Source organism: Candidatus Allofournierella excrementavium (assembly GCF_048526665.1).
GTDB classification, from domain to species: Bacteria; Bacillota; Clostridia; order Oscillospirales; family Ruminococcaceae; genus Allofournierella_A; species Allofournierella_A excrementavium.
In genome coordinates, this window is record NZ_DBGFPE010000047.1 from 1 (window position 1) to 16,553 (window position 16,553).

At 63.2% G+C, this 16,553-nt stretch carries 14 protein-coding genes, 4 tRNA genes and 1 pseudogene; 6 read left to right on the forward strand and 13 right to left on the reverse strand.

Annotated features, from left to right (window positions below; genetic code table 11):
- Window positions 1-66: 66 nt before the first annotated feature.
- The 5 genes and pseudogenes from ftsH to ACMI1Q_RS10745 all read right to left on the reverse strand — a co-directional run bounded on the left by ftsH (window position 67) and on the right by ACMI1Q_RS10745 (window position 3,213).
- A pseudogene (gene ftsH, locus ACMI1Q_RS10725) lies at window positions 67-1,880 on the reverse strand (ATP-dependent zinc metalloprotease FtsH).
- Window positions 1,877-2,308, reverse strand: coding sequence for a hypothetical protein (locus tag ACMI1Q_RS10730; RefSeq protein ID WP_419503754.1), 432 nt, complete (start codon window positions 2,306-2,308; stop codon window positions 1,877-1,879). The pseudogene ftsH and the gene ACMI1Q_RS10730 overlap by 4 nt, the downstream one beginning before the upstream one ends.
- Before the next feature lie 142 nt (window positions 2,309-2,450).
- A complete protein-coding gene (locus ACMI1Q_RS10735; RefSeq protein WP_419503755.1) occupies window positions 2,451-2,984 on the reverse strand; it encodes a TetR/AcrR family transcriptional regulator in 534 nt (177 codons plus the stop codon).
- 73 nt (window positions 2,985-3,057) lie between these two features.
- Window positions 3,058-3,133, reverse strand: a tRNA-Thr gene (locus ACMI1Q_RS10740).
- 3 nt (window positions 3,134-3,136) lie between these two features.
- Window positions 3,137-3,213, reverse strand: a tRNA-Asp gene (locus ACMI1Q_RS10745).
- A gap of 158 nt (window positions 3,214-3,371) precedes the next feature.
- Between ACMI1Q_RS10745 and ACMI1Q_RS10750 the strand changes: the two genes are divergently transcribed.
- Window positions 3,372-3,447: transfer RNA gene (locus tag ACMI1Q_RS10750), tRNA-Trp, on the forward strand.
- A 228-nt stretch (window positions 3,448-3,675) separates the two neighbouring features.
- On the opposite strand, the gene ACMI1Q_RS10755 is transcribed toward ACMI1Q_RS10750, so the two are convergent.
- The 7 genes from ACMI1Q_RS10755 to ilvA form a co-directional block, all read right to left on the reverse strand.
- On the reverse strand, window positions 3,676-4,701 hold the full coding sequence (locus tag ACMI1Q_RS10755) for a hypothetical protein (protein ID WP_419503756.1): 1,026 nt from the start codon (window positions 4,699-4,701) through the stop codon (window positions 3,676-3,678).
- 144 nt (window positions 4,702-4,845) lie between these two features.
- Window positions 4,846-6,033 (reverse strand): ATP-binding protein, encoded by a 1,188-nt coding sequence (locus ACMI1Q_RS10760; protein ID WP_419503757.1) that lies wholly within the window; start codon window positions 6,031-6,033, stop codon window positions 4,846-4,848.
- Window positions 6,033-7,688, reverse strand: coding sequence for a dihydroxy-acid dehydratase (gene ilvD / locus ACMI1Q_RS10765; protein WP_419503758.1), 1,656 nt, complete (start codon window positions 7,686-7,688; stop codon window positions 6,033-6,035). Before ilvD ends, ACMI1Q_RS10760 begins: the two co-directional genes overlap by 1 nt.
- 63 nt (window positions 7,689-7,751) lie before the next feature.
- Entirely contained in the window at window positions 7,752-8,771 is a 1,020-nt protein-coding gene (gene ilvC, locus ACMI1Q_RS10770) for a ketol-acid reductoisomerase (protein ID WP_394981235.1), read from the reverse strand.
- A gap of 44 nt (window positions 8,772-8,815) precedes the next feature.
- A complete protein-coding gene (gene ilvN / locus ACMI1Q_RS10775) occupies window positions 8,816-9,322 on the reverse strand; it encodes an acetolactate synthase small subunit (protein ID WP_419503759.1) in 507 nt (168 codons plus the stop codon).
- Complete coding sequence (gene ilvB / locus ACMI1Q_RS10780) at window positions 9,319-10,992, reverse strand: biosynthetic-type acetolactate synthase large subunit (protein ID WP_419503760.1); 1,674 nt, start codon at window positions 10,990-10,992, stop codon at window positions 9,319-9,321. Before ilvB ends, ilvN begins: the two co-directional genes overlap by 4 nt.
- Before the next feature lie 35 nt (window positions 10,993-11,027).
- Entirely contained in the window at window positions 11,028-12,218 is a 1,191-nt protein-coding gene (gene ilvA / locus ACMI1Q_RS10785) for a threonine ammonia-lyase (protein WP_419503761.1), read from the reverse strand.
- Between the two features lie 718 nt (window positions 12,219-12,936).
- Between ilvA and ACMI1Q_RS10790 the strand changes: the two genes are divergently transcribed.
- From ACMI1Q_RS10790 to ACMI1Q_RS10805, 4 genes are all read left to right on the forward strand, one after another.
- Window positions 12,937-13,470, forward strand: a complete 534-nt coding sequence (locus ACMI1Q_RS10790) for a hypothetical protein (protein WP_419503762.1) — start codon at window positions 12,937-12,939, stop codon at window positions 13,468-13,470.
- 138 nt (window positions 13,471-13,608) lie between these two features.
- Window positions 13,609-13,908, forward strand: a complete 300-nt coding sequence (locus ACMI1Q_RS10795) for a DUF2089 family protein (RefSeq protein WP_330057540.1) — start codon at window positions 13,609-13,611, stop codon at window positions 13,906-13,908.
- Window positions 13,909-13,932: 24 nt separating this feature from the next.
- Window positions 13,933-14,235 carry a hypothetical protein gene (locus ACMI1Q_RS10800; RefSeq protein ID WP_419503763.1) on the forward strand — a complete coding sequence of 101 codons (303 nt, stop codon included), beginning with the start codon at window positions 13,933-13,935 and terminating at the stop codon, window positions 14,233-14,235.
- A gap of 18 nt (window positions 14,236-14,253) precedes the next feature.
- Window positions 14,254-14,526: a hypothetical protein gene (locus ACMI1Q_RS10805; RefSeq protein WP_419503764.1), complete on the forward strand. Its 273-nt coding sequence runs from the start codon at window positions 14,254-14,256 to the stop codon at window positions 14,524-14,526.
- A gap of 548 nt (window positions 14,527-15,074) precedes the next feature.
- On the opposite strand, the gene ACMI1Q_RS10810 is transcribed toward ACMI1Q_RS10805, so the two are convergent.
- Window positions 15,075-15,158, reverse strand: a tRNA-Leu gene (locus tag ACMI1Q_RS10810).
- A 171-nt stretch (window positions 15,159-15,329) separates the two neighbouring features.
- Between ACMI1Q_RS10810 and spoIVB the strand changes: the two genes are divergently transcribed.
- Complete coding sequence (gene spoIVB, locus ACMI1Q_RS10815; protein WP_419503765.1) at window positions 15,330-16,550, forward strand: SpoIVB peptidase; 1,221 nt, start codon at window positions 15,330-15,332, stop codon at window positions 16,548-16,550.
- Window positions 16,551-16,553: the final 3 nt, after the last annotated feature.

Genomic DNA, 16,553 nt, shown 5'->3' on the forward strand with positions numbered 1-16,553 from the left:
TAGACGAGGATCGGGATCAGGTTGGTAATCCATCGCATCGGTCTGGTTCCTCACAGTCGGGCGGGGTCACGCGTTTAGGATCCGCATGAACTCCTCGCCGGTAATCGTCTCCTTTTCGAGCAGGTATTTTGCCAGCTCGTGGAGCTTGGGCTCGTTGTCGCGGAGAATTTTGACGGCCTTGTCGTGCGCCTCCCGGATGATGCCCATGACCTCCTGGTCGACGCGGGCGGCCGTCTCGGCGGAACACTCGAGCGACGCGTCGCCGCCGAGATAGGGGTTCTGGACCGTCTCGAGCGCGACCATGCCGAAGGCGTCGCTCATGCCGTAGCGGGTGACCATTGAGCGGGCGAGCCTGGTGGCCTGCTCGATGTCGTTGGAGGCGCCGGTGGTCACCTGCCCGAAGGCCACTTCCTCGGCGGCGCGCCCGCCGGTGAAGGTGGCGATCTTGTCCTCGATCTCTTCCTTCGTCAGCAGATACTTGTCGCCGGTGTCCACCTGCATGGTGTAGCCCAGCGCGCCGGAGGTGCGGGGGATGATGGTGATCTTCTGCACCGGGGCCGAGTGGCTCTGCATCGCCGCCACAAGGGCGTGGCCGATCTCGTGGTAGGCCACCACCCGCTTCTCCTGTCGGAGAGAACGGCGTTCTTTTTCTGGTAGCCTGCGATGACCACCTCGATGCTCTCTTCCAGGTCGGCCTCGTTCACAACGGTGCGCCCGCTGCGCACCGCCCGCAGGGCGGCCTCGTTGATGATGTTGGCCAGCTCCGCGCCGGAAGCGCCGGCGGCCATGCGGGCGATGGTGTGGAAGTCCACGTCCGGCGCCGTTTTTATCTTCTTCGCGTGCACCTTCAAAATGGCCTCCCGGCCCGCCAGGTCGGGCAGCTCCACAGGCACGCGGCGGTCGAACCGGCCGGGGCGGGTCAGCGCCGGGTCCAGCGATTCGGGACGGTTGGTGGCCGCCAGAATGATGACGCCGGTGTTGTCCTCAAAACCGTCCATCTCGGTGAGCAGCTGGTTCAGCGTCTGCTCCCGCTCGTCGTTGCCGCCGTAGCCGCCGGAAGTGCGCTTCTGGCCGATGGCGTCGATCTCGTCGATGAACACGATGCAGGGGGCCTTTTCCTTGGCCTGCTTGAACAGGTCGCGCACCTTGGATGCGCCCATGCCCACAAACATCTCCACGAATTCCGAGCCGGAGATGGAGAAGAAGGGCACGTTCGCCTCGCCGGCCACCGCCTTGGCCAGCATGGTCTTGCCGGTGCCCGGAGGGTCCACCAGCAGGATGCCCTTGGGCATGGACGCGCCGGCCTCGGTGTATTTGCCCGGGTCGTGCAGGTAGTCCACGATCTCCGACAGGCTCTCCTTGGCCTCGTCCTCACCGGCCACATCCACAAACCGGATGCCCTTGGTGGACTGCACATAGACCCTGGCGCTGCTCTTGCCCATGCCGAAGGACAGCGAGCCCTTGCCGCCTGCCTGCTCCATGAGCTTTTTGTTCATGTACTGCCCCAGGCCCACAAAGATGAGGATGGGCAGCACAAAGGTCAGAAGAAAACTCCAGATGGGGGAGATGGGCTCCTCCATCACCCGGGCAAATTCCGCCCCGGCGTCGTGCAGGCGCTGGGTGAGGGTGGGGTCCTCCATGGGGACCGTTTCGTAGACGACGCTGCCGTCCTTGTCAGTGAACAGGATCTGGGTGTCCTCCACCTGCACCATCCCGATGTCCCTCTCGTCGATCATGTCCATGAAGGTGCCGTAGTCCACCTCCACCACCTGGCGGCGGAAGAGCATGGGGGTGACCAGCGTGTTGAACAACAGGATGATGAGCAGAACGATGCCGTAGTAATAGATGAGCGGCCGCTTTGGTGTTTTGACTTCTTTCATGGTGACGTCTTTTCTCCTTCCTGCCCAGCAAGCTGGGCGTCGATGGCTTCCATGGCCAGCAGCAGGGCCCGGTTGGACGCCTGCAGGGCAAAATCCAGGGCGTATTCCGCCAACAGAAGCTTTTTCTCCGCATCGGCCTGGCCCTCGCCGCGGCGGGCGGCCTGTTCCCGCATGGCGGCTTTGGCCTGCTGAACACGCTGTTCTATCTCGCCGTAGGAGTCCGCCAGCGCGCCGACCATCCCGGACCGGGAACAGCGGAGCTTTGTGCGCAGGGCCAGCTCGTTCTCGGCACATTCCCGGCGCAGCGCCAGGATCTCGCCCTGCAGCCGGCCACGGTCGGCGGTCTCGCTCATGTGGATGCGGCTGTTCAGCCGCGCCAGCTGGTCCTCCAGCTCGCAGAGTTTGACGGAAAGGATCTCGTGTGCCATGTCCTTGCCTCCCTTCTGCTTCCTATTATAAAGAGAAGCGCTGCGGGCACAATTTGCAAAACGCCGGCCCTGTATAGACAAAAAGAGCGGGAGTGTAAAAATTTTTTACACTCCCGCTCTTTTGACGAAGAGAAGGTCACTCCTAACGGGGAAAAACATCGGCGGTCAGGATGTGGTATATGGTGTGGACGATCTGGTCCAGCTGCTCGGTGTCCTCCTCGGTCCAGTCTTCCAGCAGGCCCAGGATGGCCTGGCTGTGATAGCGCATGATGATCTTGAGCTGGGCGCGGGTGCAGGCGGGGCAGAGGTCCTTTTCCTCAAAGGCCCGGGTGAAATAGCGCTGGAAGCACTGGCGCAGCGTGCGTTTGAGCTCGTCGCCGTAGTTGCTCTTCATCCCGTGCTCCACATAAGGGGCGATGTTGATGGCCATGACAAAAAAGCAGCGCAGGCCCAGCTCGCCGTTTTTCTGGGCAAAGACCTCGGTCATCACCTGTTCGAAGTATTCGTCGGCCATCCAGCGCAGAAGGTCGGGAATGTCGTCAAAGTGATAATAGAACGTCTGCCGGGTGATGTGGCACTCCTCCACGATGTCCGTGACGGTTAGCTTTTTCACGTGGCGCTGGATCAGCAGAGTCTTTGCAGCCTCGGCGATCAGGTTTTTCATGTTGGCCGGCATAGCGGCTCCGCTTCCCTTGTCAGTTGTTTTGTAAAAGCAAAAGCCGCTTGAACGATGCGTTCAAGCGGCTTTCTGGAGCTGTTAATGCGATTCGAACGCACGACCTCATCCTTACCAAGGATGTGCTCTGCCGACTGAGCTATAACAGCAAATGGCGACCCGGATGAGGCTCGAACTCACGACCTCTAGCGTGACAGGCTAGCGTTCTAACCAACTGAACTACCGGGCCACATCGCGATTGGCGACGTGTTTTATTATATCCAACGAAGGGCAGAATGTCAACACTTTTTTTCAAAAAACGATAAAGAAAAAAACAAGGACTTATCCGCCGCCAGGGGCTTGACTTTCTGCGAGTTTTTTTGTATAGTAATGAGGTGCTCAAAACATAGGGGTATAGCTCAGCTGGTAGAGCAGCGGTCTCCAAAACCGCGTGCCGAGGGTTCGAATCCTTCTGCCCCTGCCAAATGAAAGAGGCGCCGCTTTTGCGGCGCCTCTTTCATTTGGCAAAAGTGGAACATGCCGCCCGCTTTTTCCTGACTGCGGACAATAAGGGAGAAAAAGTCCCATGGCCTGCTCCTTTGCCCGCACAAAACCATTGTGCTTAAAACATCGGCGGCAGGGGAAAACGCAAAAGCAAACGGCATATGCAAAAGGCCCGGTCATCCCGACCGGGCCTTTTTGTTTGATGCGTTCAGTTGGGCAGGGAATACTCCGCCACCCGCCAGCCGTTGTCGGAGGGCACTAGCCGCACCGGGGTGGCAAAAGCCAGGGTGGGGGTGTGCTGCACGCCCTCGCCCCAGCCCTGGAAGTTTCCGTCCAGGTCGTCCAGGTTCAGCGAGAGCTGCCAGAACAGCAGGCTGCCGTCCGGCTGCAAAACGGGCTCGGTGAACACCGCGCCGCAGAAGGTGATGCTGCCGCCCCGGTCGCCCATCATATAGCGGATGGTGTCGCCCTCGCCCTGATAGAACAGGCTGGGCGCGGGGGCTTCGCCCGCAGCGAGAGGGCCGCCCATCATTTCGCCGTAGGCCCCGGGGGTGAACACGCAGCCCAGGAACTGCTCCAGCTCGCTGTAACGGGTGTACATCGCGCCCTCGGTCACAACGTAGCTGTCGGTGGCGTTGTCGTAGTCGCTGGGCTCAAGACCGTGGTGCATCCCGTGGTGATAATAAAGGAAATAGCGGGCGGCGGCCAGGGCTCCGGCGGCCTGCTCGTCCAGCGAGGCGGGCAGAGTGCCGGTGCTGGTGTTCTCATAAGAGTTGCTCACCCAGGGCAGGTCCACGGTGACCTGCTGCACCGGGGTCTTGGGCAGAACGTACCCCTCAGCATGGATGGCCATGGCCCCCTCCGGCGGGGGATAGTCCGGGTCGTCCAGTTCGGAGAAGGAGCCGGCGGGCAGCCCGAAGGCCGCGTCCGCTTCCTCCAGGGTGCCCTGCCACGCCCGAACGATCAGCTCCACCTGGTCAGGCCAGAGCACGTCCTTGTTCAGCGCGGGCTCCGCGTCGGCAAAGGTGAAGACCGGGGCGTTGGCGGGCATGGCGGCCCGCCAGTCCTCCAGGCTTACCTCCTGCGCCGCGGGGGCGGAGGAAGGGGCGGATTCGGGGACCGAGGACGGGGCGGAGGCGGGCATGCTGGCCGGCTCGCCGGAAGAGGGAGCGGGCGCGGAACAGCCCGCCAGCAGAAAGGCGCAGGCCAGCGCCGCCGCGAAGATGCGTTTCATGGATTTTCCTCCTTTGGCCCTGCCGGGAAAAGGGCGGGGCGGTTCGTTGCCCTTTAAACGGCGGAGACGGCGGGTTTTGTTTCATCCCGGCGGGAAAAGAAACGAGGGACGTTTTGTGCAAAACGCCCCTCGTCTTGATGATTTTCACATCCCGGCCAGCAGGCCGTCCACGAACTGCCGGGCCAGACGGGCGCTGCGCCCGCCCCGCTCCAGCGCGTACCGCTCGGCGCGGCGCTCCAGTTCGTCGGCGGGCAGCTGCACCCCGCCCGCCGCGGCCAGATGCCGCACGATGTGCAGGAAGGTGGCCTTGTCGGGCTTGGAGAAGGTGATGTGGATGCCGAACCGCTCCGAAAGGCTCACCAGCTCCTGCATGGTGTCGTTGCGGTGCACCTCGTCGCCCTCCCGGTCGCTGAATTTCTCTTTGATGATGTGCCGCCGGTTGCTGGTGGCGTAGATGACCACATTCTCCGACTTGGCCGTCACCGAGCCCTCCAGCACCGCCTTGAGGGCGCTGTAGTTGTCGTCGTCCTTCAAGAAGGAGAGATCGTCGATGAACAAAACGAACTTCAGCGGGTTCGCCGCCAGCTCGTCCAGCACGTGGGGGATGGCCCGCAGCTGGTCCTTGCGCACCTCGATGATGCGCAGGCCCTCGGCGAACAGGGCGTTGCCGATGGCCTTTACCGCCGAAGATTTGCCGGTGCCCGCGTCGCCGGTGAGCAGGATGTTCGCCGCCGGCTTGCCCTCCAGCAGCGCCCGGGTGTTGCGCAGGATAATGGCCCGCTGGGCCTCGTAGTCCACCAGGTCCTCCAGCATTGTCGTGTCCGGGTGGCTCACCGGGGTGATGCGGCCCGCCTCGTCCAGATAGAACATCCGGTTGGCCGCCCACACGCCGTAGCCGTAGCGGTGGATGTTCTCGGCCCGGTGCATGTAGCTGCCCGGCAGGTCCACCCCGCCCGCCTCATAGCGGGGCAGGGGAGCGGCGGCTTCGGGCAGGGCCGCCAGCAGCGCGTCGGGGCCAAGGTCCGCCACCCGCTGCAGGCAGTCCAGCTCGGCGGCCAGCGCCTCAGCCATGCAGGCCGGCGGCGTTTGGCCCGCGCCCACCGTGCGCACATAGACGTTGGCGCTGTCCTCACAAAGACGCAGGACGTGCCGGCCCAACTCGCCGCCATTCGCTTCGTAGAGCGCCGCCACGAAGGCGGCGTAGCGCCCGGCGGAAGGCGCGTCCAGATATTCTTTCAGCGCCGCCAGCACCGGGTCCGCCAGCAGCGGCCGGAACACCGCCAGCGCGTCCAGCCCGGCGGCCAGCTTTTTCAGTTCCTTCGTTTCCATCATCAGTTCAGGATCGCCCCGTAGGCGCCGCCGGAGACCAGGGCGGCGTACCGCTTGAGGTAACCCGAGACCTCCTTTTTCTTGGGCACAAAGTGCTTCATGCGCTCGTCCAGCACCGCCTGGTCCACCAGCAGCTCGATGGAGTGGCCGGGGATGTCGATGCGGATGAGGTCGCCTTCCTTCACCACGCCGATGAGGCCGCCGGAGGCCGCCTCCGGGGTGATGTGGCCCACGCAGGCGCCGCGGGTGGCGCCGCTGAAGCGGCCGTCGGTGATGAGGGCCACGCTGCCCCCCAGCCCCATGCCCATGATGGCGGAGGTGGGGTTGAGCATCTCCCGCATGCCGGGGCCGCCCTTGGGCCCTTCGTAGCGGATGACCACCACGTCGCCGGGCTTGATGAGGCCGGCGTTGATGGCCTTCTGGGCCTCTTCCTCGCCGTCGAACACCCGGGCCGGGCCCTCGTGCACCAGCATCTCGGGCGCAACGGCGCTGCGCTTGACCACGCTGCCCTCGGGGGCAAGGTTGCCCCGCAGCACGGCGATGCCGCCGGTTTCACTGTAGGGGTCCTCCACCGGGCGGATGATCTCGTGGTCCAGGTTGGGGCATTCGGCGATGCACTCCCCGATGGTGCGGCCGGAAACGGTCATGCAGCCGGTGTTCAAAAGGCCCTTTTTGTTCAGCTCGTTCATCACCGCGTACACGCCGCCCGCCTCGTCCAGCTGCTCGATGTAGGTGCGGTCGGCGGGAGCCAGGTGGCACAGGTTCGGCGTTTTCTCGCTGATGGCGTTGGCCACGTCCAGGTTCAGCTCCACGCCGCACTCGTGGGCGATGGCCGGCAGGTGCAGCATGCTGTTGGTGGAGCAGCCCAGGGCCATGTCCACGGTGAGGGCGTTCATCAGCGCCTCTTTGGTCATGATCTGGCGGGCGGTGATGCCCTTGCGCACCATGTCCATCACCGCCATGCCGGCGCGCTTGGCCAGCTCGATGCGGGCGGAGTAGACGGCGGGGATGGTGCCGTTGCCCCGCAGGCCCATGCCCATGGCCTCGGTGAGGCAGTTCATGGAGTTGGCGGTGTACATGCCGGAGCAGGAGCCGCAGGTGGGGCAGGTCTTGCACTCGTACTCATGGAGCTTTGCCTCGTCGATGGCGCCGGCGTTGTACTGGCCCACCGCCTCCGACAGGGTGGAGAAGCTGGTGCGCTGGCCGTCCACATGGCCCGCCAGCATCGGCCCGCCGCTGACGAACACGGTGGGCAGGTCCAGCCGCGCGGCGGCCATCAAAAGGCCGGGCACGTTCTTGTCGCAGTTGGGCACCATCACCAGCGCGTCAAAGCCGTGGGCCAGGGTCATGGCCTCGGTGGAGTCGGCAATGAGGTCCCGGGTGACCAGGGAGTACTTCATGCCGGTGTGGCCCATGGCGATGCCGTCGCACACGGCGATGGCGGGAAAGACGATGGGGGTGCCGCCGGCCATGGCCACGCCCAGCTTCACCGCGTCCACAATTTTGTCCAGGTTCATGTGGCCGGGCACGATCTCGTTGTAGCTGCTCACGATGCCCACCAGCGGGCGGCTGATCTCCTCTTCGGTGAGGCCCAGCGCGTGGTAGAGGGCGCGGTGGGGCGCGTTCTGGGCGCCGCATTTCAAAGAATCGCTTTTCATCGGTTCGGTCTCCTTTCAAAAAAGCGCCCCCGCCCGGCGCGGGGCGGGGGCATGGCGCGGGGGTCAGTTGTTGATGAGCTTGTCCTCGTCGCTCCAGCTGTAGAGCTTGCGGATGTCGCGGCCAACGACTTCGCTGGGGTGCTCGGCCGCCAGCTTGCGCATGGCGTTGAAGTGCACCTGGCCGCCGGCAGAAGACATATCCAGCAGGAAGTCCTTGGCGAAGGTGCCGTCCTGGATGTCCTTCAAAATCTTGCGCATGGCCTTCTTGGTGTCCTCGGTGATGATCTTCGGGCCGCTGACATAGTCGCCGTACTCTGCGGTGTTGGAGATGGAGTAGCGCATGCCCGCAAAGCCGCTCTGGTAGATGAGGTCCACGATGAGCTTCATCTCATGGATGCACTCGAAGTAGGCGTTGCGCTCGTCGTAGCCGGCCTCCACCAGCGTCTCGTAGCCCGCCTGCATCAGGGCGCACACGCCGCCGCACAGCACCGCCTGCTCGCCGAACAGGTCGGTCTCGGTCTCGGTGCGGAAGGTGGTCTCCAGAACGCCGGCGCGGGCGCCGCCGATGCCCAGGGCGTAGGCCAGGGCGATGTCCAGCGCGTCGCCGGTGGCGTCCTGCTCCACGGCCACGAGGCAGGGCACGCCCTTGCCCGCCAGGTACTCGCTGCGCACGGTGTGGCCGGGGCCCTTGGGGGCGATCATGATGACGTTCACGTTCTTCGGGGGCTTGATGCAGCCGAAGTGGATGTTGAAGCCGTGGGCGAAGGCCAGGGTCTTGCCCTCGGTCAGATAAGGCTCGATGCTCTCTTTGTAGAGGGCGGCCTGCTTTTCGTCGTTGATGAGGATCATGATGAGGTCGGCGGCCTTGGCGGCCTCGGCGCTGGTCATCACCTTCATGCCCTGGGCCTCAGCCTTGGCCCAGCTCTTGGAGCCCTCGTACAGGCCCACAACAACGTCCACGCCGCTCTCTTTCAGGTTCAGCGCGTGAGCGTGGCCCTGAGAGCCGTAGCCGATGATGGCCACGGTCTTGCCCGCCAGTTTCTGAAGATCGCAGTCCTGCTGATAGAAGATCCTTGCCATGATGTCTTACCCCTTTTCTTTCATTAAATGGAATTGTATAAAACGCATCAGAAATTGATGGCCTGACGAATGGTGGTGCTGCCCTTGCGCAGCGAGACGCAGCCGGTGCGGCAGATCTCCAGGATGGTGTAGTCCCGCATGAAGTTCAAAAAGTCATCGATGCGGCGGGTGGTGTCCGCCAGACGGAAGATCATCGAGTCCTTGGCGTAGTCCACCGTGTCCGCCCCGAAGGCGGAGGCGGCGGCGCGAATTTCCTCGCGGGTGTCCGGCTCGTTGACCATCTTGATGAGCAGCAGCTCGCAGCTGATGGAATCGTCGTCGGTGAACTCCTCGATGGATTCCACGTCCGGCAGCTTGTAGAGCTGGTTGACCAGCTGCTGCTTTTTCACCTCCTCGCCGTCGAACACGACGGTGATGCGGGAAAGTTCGTTGGATTCGGTCTCGCTCACGGTCAGCGCGCTGATGTTGAACTGACGGCGGCGGAACATGCTGGTCACCCGGTTCAGAACGCCGAACTGGTTGCGCACCAGCACCGCGATGGTGTATCGGTTCATCTGTCGTCACCCACCTTTACAATGATGTCGTCCACGCTGCCGCCCGGGGGCAGCATGGGAAGCACGAATTCGTCCTTTTCGATGGCGCAGTCGATGAGGTAGGGGCCCTCGGCGGCGAAGGCACGGCCGAAGGCGGCCTCCAGGCCCTCCAGGGTGTCCACCGCCTCGCCCTCGGCCCCGAAGGCCTTGGCCAGCGCCACAAAGTCGGTCTTGCGGCCCAGGATGGTGTTGGAGTAGCGCTTGCCGTAGAACAGCGTCTGCCACTGACGAACCATGCCCAGCACGCCGTTGTTCATCAGCAGGATGACCACCGGCACCCGGTAGGTCACGGCAGTGGCCAGCTCGTTCAGGCACATGCCGAAGGAGCCGTCGCCGGTCACCAGCACGCTGCGCTCGCCGGTGCCGTAAGCCGCGCCGATGGCCGCGCCCATGCCGTAGCCCATGGTGCCCAGGCCGCCGCTGGAGGCAAAGCGCCGGGGCTTTTTGAAGCTGAGGTTCTGGGCCGCCCACATCTGATGCTGACCCACGTCGGTGGCCACCGGGGTGTTCTCGCCCAGAAATTTGTTCAGCGTCAGGATGGCGTTGCGGGGGGTCAGGCCCTCCCGGTGGTCGGCGCTCTCCGCCTCCTCCGCCCGCAGTTTTGCCAGCTTTTCCTGCCACTCGGGGCTTTTGACCTCGTTCACCAGAGGCAGCAGCCGCTGCAAGGTCTGCTTCACGTCGCCCCGCAGGCCCACCGCCGCGGGCACGTTCTTCGAGAGCTCCGAGCCGTCCACGTCGATTTGCACGATGCGCGCGCCGGGGGCGAAGCGGGAGCGGTCGCCGGTGACCCGGTCGTTGAACCGCACGCCCAGCGAGATGATGAGGTCGGCGTTGTGCATCGCAAGGCTGCTGGCGTAGTGGCCGTGCATGCCCTGCATGCCCAGAAAACGGGGATGGTCGGTGGGGATGCCGGAGATGCCGGTGAGGGAGCAGCCGATGGGGGCGTCCAGTTTTTCGGCCAGGGCCAGCATCTCGCTTTGCGCCCCGGCGGCCACCAGACCGCCGCCGAAGTAGACGAAGGGCCGGCGGGCGGCGTTGATGAGGGCCGCCGCCTGCTCCACCCGCAGCTCCTTGGCCGCCGTGGGGGCGTCCGCCGTCACCGGGGGCTGGGCTTCGTACTCGCACAGGGCGGTCTGCACGTCCTTGGGCACGTCGATGAGCACCGGGCCCGGCCGCCCGGACTGAGCCAGCCGGAAGGCCTCGCGGATGGTGTCCGCCAGTTCGTCCACCGAGCCCACGAAGTAGTTGTGTTTTGTGATGGGCAGCGTCACGCCGGTGATGTCAATTTCCTGGAAGCTGTCGGTGCCGATCTGGGTGGTGGGCACGTTGCCGCACAGCGCCACCATGGGGATGGAGTCCAGATACGCCGTGGCGATGCCGGTGACCAGGTTGGTGGCGCCGGGGCCGGAGGTGGAGATGACCACCCCCACCTTGCCGGTGGTGCGGGCGTAGCCGTCCGCCGCGTGGGTGGCGCCCTGTTCGTGGGCGGTGAGAACATGGGTGATTTCGTTCTGGTATTTATAGAGGCTGTCGTAGACGTTCAGGATCTGGCCGCCGGGGTAGCCGAAGACGGTGTCCACGCCCTGCTCGATGAGGGTCCTCACGAGGATGTCTGCGCCGGAAAGCATCATGGTGGTTTCCTCCTTTTATCTGGTGTCCGGGGCCGTCACACGAGTTTGAAGTGCTCGGCCTTGAGAGAGTCGGTGATGAGTTTCACATGGTCGAAGTCGCGGGTCTCCATGTCGATGCGAAGGAACACGCCGTGCACGCTCTCGGTGGCGCCCTTCTCATAATGCACGCCGGTGACGTTGCCGCCGCAGTCGGCGATGATGCGGGAGATGTCCTTCAGCTGGCCGGGCTTGTCGATGAGTTCGATGAGCAGGCTGGAGGACCGGCCGCTGTTCAGAAGGCCCCGGTCGATGACCCGGGAGAGGCTGGTCACGTCGATGTTGCCGCCGGAGACCACGCTCACCACCCGCTTGCCCGCCAGGGGGAACTTGCCGAACATGGCGGCGGCCACCGCCACCGCGCCCGCGCCCTCGGCGATCATCTTCTGCTTTTCGATGAGGGCCAGGATGGCCGAGGCCACCTCGTCGTCGGTCACAAGGGCGATGTCGTCCACATAGTCCCGCACCAGCGCGAAGGTGTTTTCGCCCGGCTGCTTTACCGCGATGCCGTCGGCGATGGTCTGCACGCTGTCCAGGCACTCGATGGCGCCGTCGTGGATGGAGTTGAACATGCTGGGCGCGCCCGCCGCCTGCACGCCGTACACCTTCACCGACGGGCGGATCTGTTTGGCGGTGTAGGCGATGCCGCTGATGAGGCCGCCGCCGCCCACCGGCACGATGATGGCGTCGATGTTGTCCAGCTGGGAGAGAATTTCCAGGGCGATGGTGCCCTGGCCGGCGATGACGTTCTCGTCGTCGAAGGGATGCACGAAGGTGTAGCCCATCTCGTCTTTCAGTTCCAGCGCCTTTTTGTAGGCGTCGTCGTAGCAGCCCTCCACCAGGCAGACCTCTGCGCCGAAGCCCTTGGTGGCCTCCACCTTGGAGATGGGGGCGGTGTCCGGCAGGCAGATGAGGGATTTGATGCCGTTCTTGGAGGCCGCCAGCGCCACGCCCTGAGCGTGGTTGCCCGCCGAGCAGGCGATGACGCCCCGGGCCTTTTCCTCTTCGGTGAGCATCGCGATCTTGTAGCCCGCACCCCGCACCTTGAAGGAGCCGGTGATCTGCAGGTTTTCCGGCTTGAGATAGAGTTCGCACTCCGGCGCGATGCCATAGGCCCTTACCACGGCGGTTTCCCGCACGATGTTTTTCAGCACCCGCTGCGCGTCGAATACCTTGTCGAGAGATAACATGTTTTTTCCCCTTTCCACACTGCCCTGAAACGAAAAACACCCGTCTCAAAGCGAACTTTGCTTTGAGACGGGTGTAAAATTTTACACTCGCGGTACCACTCAAATTGCGGACGCACTGGCCCGCCACCTCTTCGAAGTCCACAAACTTCTATGCACTGACGCAGCATTCTCGAAAGACGCCTACTCGGCTTTCGCCTTTGGGGCCTTCAGCTCGGAAGGGATGGGAACACTGCAGTCCTTTGCCGGGATCGCACCATCCCCGGCTCTCTGAGAAATTCGTTGCAGGTCCGTCTTCGTCACAGCCTTTGCTTTTGTTCGAAGTCAAACAACCTCTATGCGTTAACGCAGCATACGCGGGAGACCCTACTGGCCCCAAAGGGGGTTCAGGCTCCGGCTCGGAAGGGACAGGCCCTGGGGCGTTCCGCGCCGGTTCACACCAACCACCGGCTCTCTGCAGCGGGCCATCCCCGGCCACTCTTCGTCACAGCCTTCATATTCAATTTCGTCAAATATACCACTCTCAAAAAAGGATGTCAATATTATTCTGGGCAAAATCTGATAAAAAATTTATCACTTTATCAAATTGCACTGCAAAACACCAAAGCGGGGCCCTCTCTTTGTGAAAAGTTCCATCCGGCCGGGGCAGGGGAGGAGAACGGCCGCCCCGGCGGGCACATATACTGGGACAGAAATTTTTGAGCAACGGAGTGAAGGCGATATGGATAAATTCGATTCGGACCGCAGGCCCGAATTCATGCGGCGGCAGCACGGCTGCGGCTGCTGCGTTTGCAGCGGCCCCCAGGGCCCGCAGGGTGAGCCGGGGACCCAGGGCCCTCCGGGTGAACCGGCCCAGGACTGCTTTGCTTCCTTTTTCATGTTCGAACGCCGGTTCGAAAACGGGCGGCCCATCCCGCTGCTGCCCGGCACGGAGGACCCCACCGGCAGCATCGTGCTGGCGGACGAGACGCGCATCGAGCTTGCGCCGGGCTACTATTGCATCTCTTTCAGCGTCTCCGCCATTTTGGAGGAGGCGGGCTACATGCAGGTCACGCCCGCCTACAACGGCAGTTCCAACCTGCTCTACGGCATCTACTTCAAAACCGGCGCGGCGCTTTCCAGCGCCTACGGGTCCAATTCCATCATCATCCATGTGCCGGAGACCACCAGTTTCAGCCTTACATATAACAGCAACGTGGCGGACCGCTCCGGCGCGGCCACCGTGTCGGTCATCCGGCTGACAAGGAAAGAATGAGCCTTTGAGCAGCAGGGGCGGCAGAATCCTTCTGCCGCCCCTGCTGATTTGAAAAATCAATTTCAAATTTTTTGTTGACTTTAATTTTATTTATGCTATATTGAATATAGTTAAAGCAAACATGAAAGGAGAATTGAATTGGAGATAGACAAAATCCCTCAGTGGCTCCTGGCACTGGAGCCGGAGGATGTGGCGTTTTTGAAAAACTTTGTGCTCAAGTCCGGCTCGCTGAAAGAGATAGCGCGCCTTTATGAGGTGTCTTACCCCACGGTGCGGCTGCGGCTGGACAAGCTCATCCAGAAGATAGAACTGGCGGACCAGAAAGAGGAGGAGCCCTTTTCCACCTTCATCAAGGGGCTGGCGGTGGATTCCCGCATCGACCTGGAAACGGCAAAACTCATCATCGACAAGTACAAGCAGGAGAAAAAGGAGCAGTAAACGAGTCATAAGGGGGACTTGGATATGGACGGAGCAATGATTTTGAAGTTCATCGCAGGCTTTGCCATCGCGCTGGCCATGATGGTGGCCGAGTATCTTTTGTGCACAAGGCTGAAAAGCCCGCTGTGGGGCGGCATCATTCCCTGCCTGATCTTGGGCGTGACCATCTGGATGTTCACCGGCGGCCCCGTCCCGCTGGAGCTGCGGTACGTTTCTCCCTTTGTCGTTCTGAACCTCTTGTTTTTTGGCGAGTGGGCGGACGGGCGCGAGAAGGGCGGAAAAATGCAGCGGCAAGAATTGGAACGTATGAAAGCCAGGGATATGTGAAGGAGGGAGAAAACGGTCATGAGACCCGCCATTGTTCTGCTTATCACCGCCGCGCTGCTGGCGGTTCAATACTATTTCGGCCTGCGCAAAAGCGCACTGTTGGGGGCCATCCTTCCGGGTGGTCTGTTCGGACTGTTCATTGCCTACAGTGCCATGGAGGGCACTGCAAACTACCTGCCCTCGGGAATCGGCTGCGCTGTTGCGCTGGTCGTCGTGTGGTGGATCGGGCGTGTTCAGTCTGAAAAACACGAAAAAGAAGAACTGGACAAGATGAAAACGAAAGATCTGTAAGAAGAATAACAATGAAGGCGGCAGTTGCGCTCGTGATTGCGCTGATAATCCCTATATTCCATTGCGGGGCTTGCCAACGCGCTTCGGGCGGAGAGGTTCCCCACGAAAGTTTGCGCTAGCAAAATTTTGTGGGGAGAAGGACTGCGCCCGCAGGCGCGTTTCGAGGCCAACCGCCGCGTAAGCGGCGGCTCTTGGGCCGAGATGGAATGACGAAGCGATATGAGAAAAGCCCGGCCAACCGGCCGGGCTTTTTGAATGGAGCAAAGTCTATAAGCCGCCCGCAGGGCGGCCGGGGCCCCCACGAAAGTTTGCGCAGCAAAATTTTGTGGGGAGAAGGAGCCGCAGCGGAGCGAGCGCGTCGGTGGCTTAAAATAAGCCGCCGCAAGCGATGCACAGCTTGCGTATTTGCCGCCCTTCGGGCGGCCGGGGCCCCCACAGAAGTTTGCGTTAGCAAAATTCTGTGGGGAGAAGGAGGAATGACGAAGCGATATGAGAAAAGCCCGGCCAACCGGCCGGGCTTTTTGAATGGAGCGCAGTCCATTCCGACGTGGTGCGGGTAACAGGGGTCGAACCTGCACACCGGAGGTACCAGATCCTAAGTCTGGCGCGTCTGCCAATTCCGCCATACCCGCATACGAACTCAGTGTACCAGCCGCGGCGGTGTTTGTCAATCGGGAAGGGGAGAGCCGCCCCCGCTATAATCCCGCCAAAACGGAGCATACTAATCACCAGGGCCCGACGGCGGATGCCGCCGGGCCGAGCACCCGGGGCGCGCTGCGCCCCGGCCGGGAGGTCGATTTTCTATGCTCACGTTCCTCAGGCGCTGCCTGACGCTGGCGGCGGGCGCCGCCGCGCTGGCCCTGGGCTGCCTTACCTATCTTTATACCCAATTGCCGGACACCTTCATGGTGCCTCAGGGGCAGACCCTCACCCTGGCCCAGATGCCCTGGCTGGTGCCGCTGGAGCCCACGGGGGCCGCCGCCGCCCAGGCGGTGCCCACCGGCGGCAGCTACAACGTCACCCTCTCGGTGCTGGGCGGCATCCCGGTCAAAACGGTGCGCGCCGTGGTGGTGGACCGCCGCGCCGTCACCGTCTGCGGCACGCCCTTCGGCATCAAGATGTTCTCCGACGGCGCGATGGTGGTGGCCTTCACCGACATCCGCACCGCCTCCGGCTCCGCCAACCCCGCCAAGGCGGCGGGCCTGAAAATGGGAGACGTCATTGTCAGCATCGACGGGCAGAAGACCGTGGACAACGACGACGTCAGCGCCGCCATCCAGGCCGCCCAGGGCCGCCCGGTGCAGCTGGTCTACACCCGGGACGGCGCCGAACACACCACCTCCCTCCAGCCCGTGCAGGACGCCGACTCTGAGCGCTGGCGGGCGGGCATGTGGGTGAGGGATTCCTCCGCCGGCATCGGCACCCTCACCTTTGTGGACAACTCCACCGGCATCTACGGCGGCCTCGGCCACTCCATCAGCGACGCCGACACCGGCCAGTCCATCGCCCTGCTCAGCGGCGAGGTGGCCCCGGTCACCATCACCGGCTATGTGACGGGGGCGGCGGGGGCCCCGGGCGAGCTGAAGGGCCGCTTCACCGGCGAGGCGGCCATGGGCGACATCCTCATCAACGGGGCCACCGGCGTCTACGGCTCCATCCGCAAGGTGATGGACGGCCAGGACATGGTGGTGGCCCAGGCCCAGGAGGTCAGCGAGGGGCCCGCCCGCATCCTCACCACCATCGGCGGCGACGAGCCCGCCTGGTACGACGCGGTGATCGAGCAGGTCTCCCTCACCGAGGAGGACCCCAACCGCAACATGGTCATCCGCATCACCGACCCCGAACTGCTGGCCGCCACCGGCGGCATCGTGCAGGGCATGAGCGGCAGCCCCATCGTGCAGAACGACCGGCTGGTGGGGGCGGTGACCCACGTTCTGGTGAACGACCCCGCCCGGGGATTTGGCATTTTTGCCGAGAACATGCTGTCCAGCGCCGCCGCGGCGGCCGCGCGCAAAGCCGCATAAAAA

Coding starts and splice junctions, on each gene's coding strand:
- ACMI1Q_RS10735 (WP_419503755.1), bottom strand. CDS start 2,984: ATGCCGGCCAACATGAAAAACCTGATCGCCGAGGCTGCAAAGACTCTG.
- ACMI1Q_RS10760 (WP_419503757.1), bottom strand. CDS start 6,033: ATGATGGAAACGAAGGAACTGAAAAAGCTGGCCGCCGGGCTGGACGCG.
- ACMI1Q_RS10800 (WP_419503763.1), top strand. CDS start 13,933: ATGGACGGAGCAATGATTTTGAAGTTCATCGCAGGCTTTGCCATCGCG.
- ACMI1Q_RS10730 (WP_419503754.1), bottom strand. CDS start 2,308: ATGGCACACGAGATCCTTTCCGTCAAACTCTGCGAGCTGGAGGACCAG.
- ACMI1Q_RS10790 (WP_419503762.1), top strand. CDS start 12,937: ATGGATAAATTCGATTCGGACCGCAGGCCCGAATTCATGCGGCGGCAG.
- ACMI1Q_RS10755 (WP_419503756.1), bottom strand. CDS start 4,701: ATGAAACGCATCTTCGCGGCGGCGCTGGCCTGCGCCTTTCTGCTGGCG.
- ilvD (WP_419503758.1), bottom strand. CDS start 7,688: ATGAAAAGCGATTCTTTGAAATGCGGCGCCCAGAACGCGCCCCACCGC.
- ACMI1Q_RS10805 (WP_419503764.1), top strand. CDS start 14,254: ATGAGACCCGCCATTGTTCTGCTTATCACCGCCGCGCTGCTGGCGGTT.
- ilvB (WP_419503760.1), bottom strand. CDS start 10,992: ATGATGCTTTCCGGCGCAGACATCCTCGTGAGGACCCTCATCGAGCAG.
- spoIVB (WP_419503765.1), top strand. CDS start 15,330: ATGCTCACGTTCCTCAGGCGCTGCCTGACGCTGGCGGCGGGCGCCGCC.
- ilvN (WP_419503759.1), bottom strand. CDS start 9,322: ATGAACCGATACACCATCGCGGTGCTGGTGCGCAACCAGTTCGGCGTT.
- ilvA (WP_419503761.1), bottom strand. CDS start 12,218: ATGTTATCTCTCGACAAGGTATTCGACGCGCAGCGGGTGCTGAAAAAC.